Raw genomic sequence first — 9,742 nt, forward strand, 5'->3', positions numbered from 1 at the left:
GCTCAGCTTGATCACCAGGTCGGTACCGGCCTTATTGGTCAAGGTGGCGGTGTAGGTGATCTTACCGCCTTCGGCCACTGCCGGCGTAGCAGACAGGGTCAGGAAGGTGGTGTCCTCAGAGTCTGGTCCGTCTGTGACGGTGGTGCTGATCTCTGTCTTGTCCAGGGTAAGCTTTTCAAACTTCCACGCGTCTGCACCGCTGACCGAGTCGATGGCATTGACGACAGGCTGAGCGCCTACATAGATGTCATTCGGCGCGGTCACGGTGATCGAGCCGGTGGTGCTGTTGGCCGGCACTACAACAACGGTCTTGCCGTCGCTGAGGGTGAAATACAGCGTCGAGTGGCTATTGATCGGCAGGCCGTCTTTGCTGGTCAGCGTGACGGTGTAGGTAATCTCGCCACCTTCGGTGACGGACTCGGTGGCCGTCAGCTTGGCCACCACTTCGTTGATGGTGTCGGTTACTTTCACCGACGCATCGCCGCCCAATTGCAGGTTTTCGAAGCTGCTGCCTGCAGTATCGGCCGCCGACTTGAGGCCCACGCTGATTTCGCCAGCATCCTGATAAACGTCTTCACCCTGCTCGGCGTGGGTGTACTGCACGCTGGTTTCGCCCGCCTTGATAGTGACCTGGGCATTGTTGCTCAGGGTCACGACCAGGTCGTGCGCCAGAACGGTGTTGATCTTCACGGTGAAGGTCGGGTTCTGGTTCTCGAAGACCGAATCCTGATTGGCCTCGATGGTGACCTTGACGATATCGCCGCCAGGGCCTGGGGTTCCGGGCTCGTCAGTCACCGTGGTACTGACTTCGGTCTTGTCCAAGGTCAGCTTTTCGAACTTCCACGCGTCTGCACCGCTGACCGAGTCGATCGCGTTGACCACTGGCGCATTGGCGCCCACGTATACGTTGTCCGGCGCGGTCACGGTGATCGAACCGGTGGTGCTGTTGGCCGGTACCACAACAACGGTCTTGCCATCATTGAGGGTGAAGTACAGCGTCGAGTGGTTGTTGAGCGGCAAGCCGTCTTTGCTGGTTAGCGTGACGGTGTAGGTGATCTCGCCACCTTCGGTGACGGACTCGGTAGCCGTCAGCTTGGCCACCACTTCGCTGATGGTATCGGTCACCTCGACCGAAGCGGCACCGCCCAGCTGCAGGTTCTCGAAGACTCGCCCGTCGACATCTGCCGCCGACTCGACGCCCAGACTGATCTGGCCGGCGTCGTTATAGACATCATCGCCCTGCGCGTCGTGAGTATACGGCGCGCTGGTATCGCCAGCCTTGATGGTGACCTGGGCATTGTTGCTCAGGGTCACGACCAGGTCGTGTTCCAACGGGGCATTGATGCGTACGGTGAAGGTCGGCTTGAGGTTCTCAGCCACCGAGGGCTGGTCGGCGGTGATGGTGACCTGTACCAGATCGCCCTGGTTACCAGTACCCGGAATGCCGGAGCCTGGCTCGTCGGTTACGGAGGTGGTGACGGTATCACCGCTGAGCGTCAGCTTCTCGAAGCTGTCCGCACCCGATACGGATTCCAGCTTGTTCGCGATAGCCGCCTGACCACCGACATAAACGTCATCGTCAACGGTGATGGTCGCGGTACCCGACGCGTTGTTGGCCGGGATGGTGACTTTCGTCCCATCACTCAGAGTGAAGGTCAATACGCCGTGTTGAGTAACCGGCAGGCCCTGTGTGTTGGTCAGGGTGACGGTGTAGGTCACCTGGCCACCCTCGGTTACGGAGGCCTTGTCGACGGTCAGAGTAGCGACGACTTCACTGATGGTGTCCGAGATTTCAACGGTCGCCGGCCCACCAAGGTCCAGCTTCTCGAAAGTGGCACCCGATACGGTAGCGTCCGTGACGCTGAGGGTGACAGAGCCAGCGTCCTTGATTACGTCATCACCCTGGGCCGAGGTCTTGTACTCGACTTCGGTCTTGCCAGCTTCGATGGTCACGGTGTCGCCGTTGGACAAAGTGACAGTCAGAGGACGGTCCAGTGCCTGGCTTACTTTCACGGTGAAGGAAGGCTGCTGGTCTTCGGTCACATTGCCATTGCTGACGATGCTTACGGTGACAGTATCGATACTGTCACCGATCACAGTCGAGGCTGGTGTCGGATTCGGGGTCAGTTGCTCGAAGTTGCCGCCCGTGGCGCCCTCGATGGTGACGCTGACGGTCGAGCCGTTGTTGTAGACGTCGTTAGCCGGAGTCTGGAAATCGACGCTGCCCTGGGTTTTACCGGCTTCGACGGTAATGGTCTGGCCGTTGGACAGGGTTACGGTCACCGGGGTTTGAGCCGGATTGCTCAGGGTCACGGTGTAGGTGATGACGCCACCTTCGGTCACCGACGGGTTCGCCGTCAGGGTCGCGGTGGTGGTGTCGACCGAGTCGTTGATGGTGGTCTGAGCTGGAGTCGGATTCGGCACCAACTGCTCGAAGTTGCCACCGGTCGCACCGGTAATCGTGGTGCTGACGGTCGAGCCGTTGTTGTAGACGTCGTTAGCCGGAGTCTGGAAATCGACGCTGCCCTGGGTCTTGCCGGCTTCGACGGTGATGGTCTGGCCGTTGGACAGGGTCACGGTCACCGGCGACTGGGCCGGATTGCTCAAGGTCACGGTGTAGGTGATGACGCCACCTTCGGTCACCGACGGGCTCGCCGTCAGGGTCGCGGTGGTGGTGTCGACCGAGTCGTTGATGGTGGTCTGAGCTGGAGTCGGATTCGGCACCAACTGCTCGAAGTTGCCACCGGTCGCACCGGTAATCGTGGTGCTGACGGTCGAGCCGTTGTTGTAGACGTCGTTAGCCGGAGTCTGGAAATCGACGCTGCCCTGGGTCTTGCCGGCTTCGACGGTGATGGTCTGGCCGTTGGACAGGGTCACGGTCACCGGCGACTGGGCCGGATTGCTCAAGGTCACGGTGTAGGTGATGACGCCACCTTCGGTCACCGACGGGCTCGCCGTCAGGGTCGCGGTGGTGTTGTCGACCGAGTCGTTGATCGTGGTCTGAGCCGGGGTCGGGTTCGGCACCAACTGCTCGAAGTTGCCACCGGTCGCACCGGTAATCGTGGCGCTGACAGTTGAACCGTTGTTGTAGACGTCGTTAGTCGGAGTCTGGAAGTCAACACTGCCCTGGGTTTTACCGGCTTCGACGGCAATGGTCTGGCCATTGGACAGGGTCACGGTCACCGGGGTTTGAGCCGGATTGCTCAGGGTCACGGTGTAGGTGATGACGCCACCTTCGGTCACCGACGGGCTCGCCGTCAGGGTCGCGGTGGTGGTGTCGACCGAGTCGTTGATGGTGGTCTGAGCTGGGGTCGGATTCGGCACCAACTGCTCGAAGTTGCCACCCGTGGCACCCTCGATGGTGACGCTGACGGTCGAGCCGTTGTTATAGACGTCGTTGGCCGGGGTCTGGAAGTTAACACTGCCCTGGGTCTTGCCAGCTTCGACGGTAATGGTCTGGCCATTGGACAGGGTTACGGTCACCGGGGTCTGAGCCGGGTTGCTCAGGGTCACGGTATAGGTGATGACGCCACCTTCGGTCACCGACGGGCTCGCCGTCAGGGTCGCGGTGGTGTTGTCGACCGAGTCGTTGATGGTGGTCTGAGCTGGGGTCGGATTCGGCACCAACTGCTCGAAGTTGCCACCCGTGGCACCCTCGATGGTGACGCTGACGGTCGAGCCGTTGTTATAGACGTCGTTGGCCGGGGTCTGGAAGTTAACACTGCCCTGGGTCTTGCCAGCTTCGACGGTAATGGTCTGGCCATTGGACAGGGTTACGGTCACCGGGGTCTGAGCCGGGTTGCTCAGGGTCACGGTATAGGTGATGACGCCACCTTCGGTCACCGACGGGCTCGCCGTCAGGGTCGCGGTGGTGTTGTCGACCGAGTCGTTGATCGTGGTCTGAGCCGGAGTCGGATTCGGCGTCAGCTGCTCGAAGTTGCCGCCGGTGGCGCCCTCGATGGTGACGCTGACGGTCGAGCCGTTGTTGTAGACGTCGTTGGCCGGGGTCTGGAAGTCAACGCTGCCCTGGGTCTTGCCAGCTTCGATGGTAATGGTCTGGCCGTTGGGCAGGGTCACGGTCACCGGGGTCTGCGCTGGGTTGCTCAGGGTCACGGTGTAGGTGATGACGCCACCTTCAGTCACGCTTGGCGAAGCGGTCAGGGTCGCGGTGGTAGTGTCGATGGTATCGGTAACCTGGGTAACCGCCGGCGTTTGCGGCACGGTCACCGTCAGCCCACCGCCCCCGGTGGTGCTCGTTACGGTCGCCGAAATCTGGTCCCCGTCGATATACGGGGTATCGTTTGCCGGAACCACGACGTTGACGCTGCCCGAGGTCTGCCCGGCCGGAATGACGATTACGGCCCCGTTGGAAAGGGTGACCACCAGGTTGGTGCTCGGTGCCTGGCCAACCGTAGCGGTATAAACGATTACGCCACCCGCTTCGCTGATGGACGGGGTAGCGACTAGAACCAGGTCGGTAGCAACGCTGGTATCCGTCGTCGGCGTAGTTACCTGGTTGTTGCTGGTGGTATCCAGCACGCCAACCTCTTCGCCATCGAGCACGGCAGCAAAGCCCAGCCCGTCAGTCGGGAAGCCGACGGTAGGGTCGACCCGGCCCGCGGTTTCTTCGAGCATGACAAAGCTGTGGCCACCGCCCAGTGCGCCACCACCGCCCGCCGACGATGGGCCAGCCGCAGTCGCTTCAAGCTCGGTAGTCGGGTCGACACCGGCAGCGATCGCCTGTTGCAGCTCCTCCACCGACGGCGCGGCCTGTGCGGTCGCCTGGCTCAGGTCGGTGCTGCTGTCTGGCGCATCGGCGCTCCACTGGCTATCACGACCCAGGTCGAGCAGACGGCCATCGGCCAGCTCCAAAGTAACTGCACCACCCGGGCCGGTGAGCACTTCTTCACCGGCCAGCAGGCGGTCCCCTTCAATCAGAACACGCCGAATGCCCTCTGGGGATACCGCAATAACCTGGCCGACAATACTTTTGACGATGGCTACAACGCTGCTCATTGGACTCTCCGTGTGACCCGATGGGTACTTCCCTGCCAGAGCGGCACTCGCAGACCACTTCAGGCGGAACTATGTCGATGATCTCTTGACGCTTACTGGCGTCAATATCCCGTCTATAACTTTTTGGAATTGACCAAATGCCAAACTATTGACCTTATACATTGCCATCCTAAACAATCAGCAATGTAATGTCACATTGATATTCGAATCTTAACCATGCGTTTCTTGAGGATAAGTGTCGTACATCATCCAAAGCGTCTTCAGTGAGGACTTTCAGCTGCTTTCCTCGTGCCTAGGTAACCGCAAAGAATGCGACAGGACAACCGCTCATCGGTAGCTGTCAAAGATTCATGCGTCAATAACCAAGTCACTTTTCGCTCGCTCGGATCATTGCTTGGTTACAAGCACAAACCTTGCCTGAAGGCAGCCAGATAGTGATCGGGAAGCCAGGCAAAAACACGGCCATACGATAGCTCACGGCGCCAGCAGCCCGCCCTGCTGCACAATCCGGCACCCGATTTGCCGTAGATCAAAGAGATAGCGAACCACTGCGCAAATACTGCCAGCCCGAAAATGAGAAAACGTAGTCGATTGTCGAGCCAAAGCCTGTCAGCGACCTGCTTTCCAATAATAAATTTTGCCTAATTAGTTACTGAATGACGTCAACAAATAAGCGCCTGTTTATTGACAAGCTACAAGTCGATACCGACAACTCTTCTGCCGCCAGACGGATGGCAGGCTATGCTGCAAATTAATTCGGGCTGGATGCTGACTGGATCAAAAATGAAACATCCACCGCTCAGCATCGTCTGCCAGGAATGAAGACCGTAGAATTGTTTACTCAATACCGATTCAAGGCGACCATTGGCCGGTTGCCCAAGCGCCAGGGTGCCGTAGCCTCATGACCACTGCCTGGCAGCGCCATTGAACGCCAGGGTGAGCCAGCCTGAACGGCGGCACACCCACCCCACCCACCACAAGGATGAAGAGCCGCGTGGAATCCGAAGTCAGTCGAGTCCAACTCAGCCACGATCCACGCAGTCAGCATGACGATCCCCTGCTGGATAGTCTGTTGAGCCTGTGTGTTCTGCACCAGAAACCCGCGAGCCGGGTCATGCTGACCACCGGCCTGCCGCTGCCGGCCCAGCGCCTGAGCCCCGAGCTGCTGCCCCGCGCTGCTGCCAGGGCCGGCCTGCAGGGGCGACTGCTGCAGCGTAAGCTGGAGCAGATCCCGAGCATCGCAATGCCAGCCATGTTGCTGCTCAAGGAAGGCCGCAGCGCCGTGCTGCTGGGCTGGGAAAACGAAGACACCGCGCGCCTGCTGCTCAGCGAGAGCGATGGCGGCGAGGTGCATGTCAGCCGCGAAGCCCTGCAAAGCGATTACAGTGGCCGGGTATTCTTCGCCCAGCCGCAGCACAAGTTCGACGTCAACCACGGCAACCTCATCCCGCGGGCGAAGTCGTGGTTCCGCGATACCTTGCTGCGCAGCAAGTGGCTATATATCGACGCCATCGCCGCCAGCCTGGTGATCAACCTGATCGCCCTGGCCGCGCCACTGTTCGTGATGAACGTATATGACCGGGTGGTGCCCAACCAGGCCACCTCGACCCTCTGGGTGTTGGCCATCGGCATCGCCGGTGCCTACATCTTCGACCTGATCCTCAAGGGCCTGCGCGGCTTGTGCCTGGACCTGGCTGGCAAGAAGACCGACCTGATCATTTCGGCAACGCTGTTCGAACGTATCGTCGGCATGTCGATGAAGTACCGCCCGGCCAGGGTCGGCAGCTTTGCCCAGAACATTCACGAATTCCAGGGCCTGCGTGACTTCCTCGCCTCGCTGACCCTGACCAGCCTGATCGACCTGCCGTTCACCGTTCTGATCCTGATCGTCATCGCCATCATTGGCGGGCACCTGGTGTGGATCCCGATCATCGCCTTCCCGCTGGCCTTGGGCATCGGTTACGCCCTGCAACGGCCACTGATGGCGACCATGGAACGGACCATGGCCCTGGCCTCGGAGCGCCAGTCCAGCCTGATCGAGACCCTTGCCGGCCTGGATGCGGTAAAGGTCAACAACGCCGAAAGCGAACGCCAGTACATGTGGGAGCAGACCCTGGGTACCCTCAGCCGCCTGGAACTGCGGGTGAAGGTGCTGTCGAGCCTGGCGATGAACATCACCCTGCTGATCCAGCAACTGGCAGGCGTGGCGATGATCTGCGTCGGCGTGTACCTGATCATCGACGGCAACCTGAGCATGGGCGGCCTGGTGGCCTGCTACATGCTCAGCGGCCGTGCCCTCGGCCCGCTGGGCCAGCTCAACGGCCTGCTCGCCCGCTACCAGCAAGCCAAGGTGACCATGGTCTCCACCGACCACATGATGGAACTGCCGCAAGAACGCAACTTCGAAGAACGCCCGCTGAGCCGCAAGGTGCTGCAGGGCAGCGTCGAGTTCCGGGGGGTCGATTTCACCTACCCGAACCAACAGAATCAGGCCTTGAAGAACATCAACCTCACCATCCGCCCCGGCGAGAAGGTGGGCATTATCGGCCGTAGTGGCTCGGGCAAGAGCTCGCTGGCCAAGCTCATCGTCGGGCTGTACGAGGCCGATAGCGGCTCGCTGCTGGTCGATGGCGTGGACATTCGCCAGATCGACGTCAGCGAACTGCGCCACAACATCGGCTACGTGCCCCAGGACATCCAGCTGCTGGCCGGTACTCTGCGCGATAACCTGGTCAGCGGGGCTCGCTACATCGAGGATGAGTTGATTCTGCAAGCTGCCGAACTGGCAGGTGTGCATGAGTTCGCCCGGTTGCACCCGGACGGCTACGAGTTGCAGGTGGGTGAACGCGGGCAGAACCTGTCCGGTGGCCAGCGGCAGAACGTCGCCCTGGGCCGCGCGCTGTTGCTCAACCCGCAGATCCTGCTGCTGGACGAACCGACCAGCGCCATGGACAACACCGGCGAAGAACGCCTCAAGCAGCGCCTGCAGGCGGTGGTGGAAGGCAAGACGATGCTGCTGGTCACACACCGTGCCTCGCTGTTGTCGCTGGTGGACCGGCTGATCGTGATCGATCGCGGGCAGATTGTCGCCGACGGCCCGAAAGCCGCGGTCATGGATGCACTGAAGAAGGGGCAGATCAGTGTTGCATAAGCTGGATGTGGGGCAATTCAAGGACGGCCTGCGGCGCTATTTCAAGGGTTCCGATTCACTGGGCGGCCAGCCGCTGCCAGAGGTCAACAAGGCCCTGATCGAGGATGCGCCGCGGGTCGTGCGGCTGACCATCTGGGGCGTGATCCTGTTCTTCGTGTTCCTGATCGTGTGGGCCAGCGTAGCGCCCATCGACGAAGTTACGCGGGGTGAAGGCAAGGCCATTCCGTCGTCCAAGGTGCAGAAGATCCAGAACCTGGAGGGCGGCATCGTCGCCGAGATCTTCGCCAAGGAAGGGCAGATCGTCGAAGTGGGCCAGCCATTGCTGCGCCTGGATGAAACCCGCTTCGCCTCCAACGTGGGCGAAACCGAGGCCGACCGCCTGGCCATGGCCTTGCGCGTCGAGCGCCTGAGTGCCGAGGTCGAGGACAGCCCGCTGAAGATCGACGAAGCGCTGCGCAAGGCCGCGCCAAGCCAGGCGGCCAGTGAAGAGTCGTTGTACCAGAGCCGGCGCCAGCAACTGCAGGACGAGATTGGTGGCCTGCAACAGCAGCTGGTACAGCGCCAGCAGGAACTGCGCGAATACAGTTCGAAACGTGCCCAGTACGCCAACAGCCTGCAATTGTTGCGCAAGGAGATCAGCATGTCCGAGCCCCTGGTGGCCACCGGTGCGATCTCCCAGGTTGAGGTGCTGCGCCTGCGCCGCGCCGAAGTGGAGAACCGCGGTCAGCTGGACTCCACGGCGCTGGCCATCCCGCGTGCCGAGGCGGCCATTCGCGAGGTGCAAAGCAAGATCGAAGAGACCCGTGGCAAATTCCGCAGCGAAGCGCTGACCCAATTGAACGAAGCGCGCACCGAGCTGAACAAGGCCACGGCGACCAGCAAGGCGCTGGATGATCGCGTGCACCGCACCATGGTTACTTCACCGGTACGCGGTATCGTCAAGCAACTGCTGGTGAATACCATCGGCGGGGTAATCCAGCCGGGCAGCGACATCATAGAAATCGTGCCGCTGGACGACTCACTGGTCATCGAGGCGAAGATCCTGCCCAAGGACATCGCTTTCCTGCACCCTGGGCAGGAGGCGACGGTCAAGTTCACGGCCTATGACTACACCATCTACGGTGGGCTGAAGGCCAAGCTGGAGCAGATCGGTGCCGACACCATCACCGATGAAGACAAGAAGACCACCTACTACCTCATCAAGCTGCGCACCGACCGCAGTCACCTGGGCACTGACGAGAAGCCGCTGCTGATCATTCCGGGGATGGTGGCGACGGTCGATATCATGACCGGCAAGAAGACCATCATGAGCTACCTGCTCAAGCCGATCATGAAGGCGCGTTCGGAAGCGTTGCGCGAGCGTTAAAAAGCACACTCATCGCCGCGACCCACACTGTGGGAGCGGCCTTGTGTCGCGAAAGGGCTGCACAGCAGCCCCAGCGATTTATGCATCTTTGCTGAAATCCTGGGGCCGCTCTGCAGCCCTTTCGCGACACAAGGCCGCTCCTACAAGGGACCGCATGCCCTCAGCGCCAGGGGGCAGGCTCACCAACCAACTGCCCCTGAATCCCGCCT

General features: G+C 60.9%; 3 protein-coding genes. 2 read left to right on the top strand and 1 reads right to left on the bottom strand.

The window, feature by feature from the left end; translation table 11 throughout:
- A partial coding sequence (locus RYH74_RS25655; RefSeq protein WP_317410542.1) for a retention module-containing protein occupies nucleotides 1-5,016 on the bottom strand: 5,016 nt, incomplete at its 3' end.
- Nucleotides 5,017-6,010: 994 nt separating this feature from the next.
- Between RYH74_RS25655 and RYH74_RS25660 the strand changes: the two genes are divergently transcribed.
- A complete protein-coding gene (locus RYH74_RS25660; RefSeq protein WP_025337258.1) occupies nucleotides 6,011-8,167 on the top strand; it encodes a type I secretion system permease/ATPase in 2,157 nt (718 codons plus the stop codon).
- Nucleotides 8,157-9,533 (top strand): HlyD family type I secretion periplasmic adaptor subunit, encoded by a 1,377-nt coding sequence (locus tag RYH74_RS25665; protein ID WP_038407794.1) that lies wholly within the window; start codon nucleotides 8,157-8,159, stop codon nucleotides 9,531-9,533. Before RYH74_RS25660 ends, RYH74_RS25665 begins: the two co-directional genes overlap by 11 nt.
- Nucleotides 9,534-9,742: the final 209 nt, after the last annotated feature.

This window comes from Pseudomonas sp. LSJ-87 (assembly GCF_032971465.1).
GTDB classification, from domain to species: domain Bacteria; phylum Pseudomonadota; class Gammaproteobacteria; order Pseudomonadales; family Pseudomonadaceae; genus Aquipseudomonas; species Aquipseudomonas putida_Z.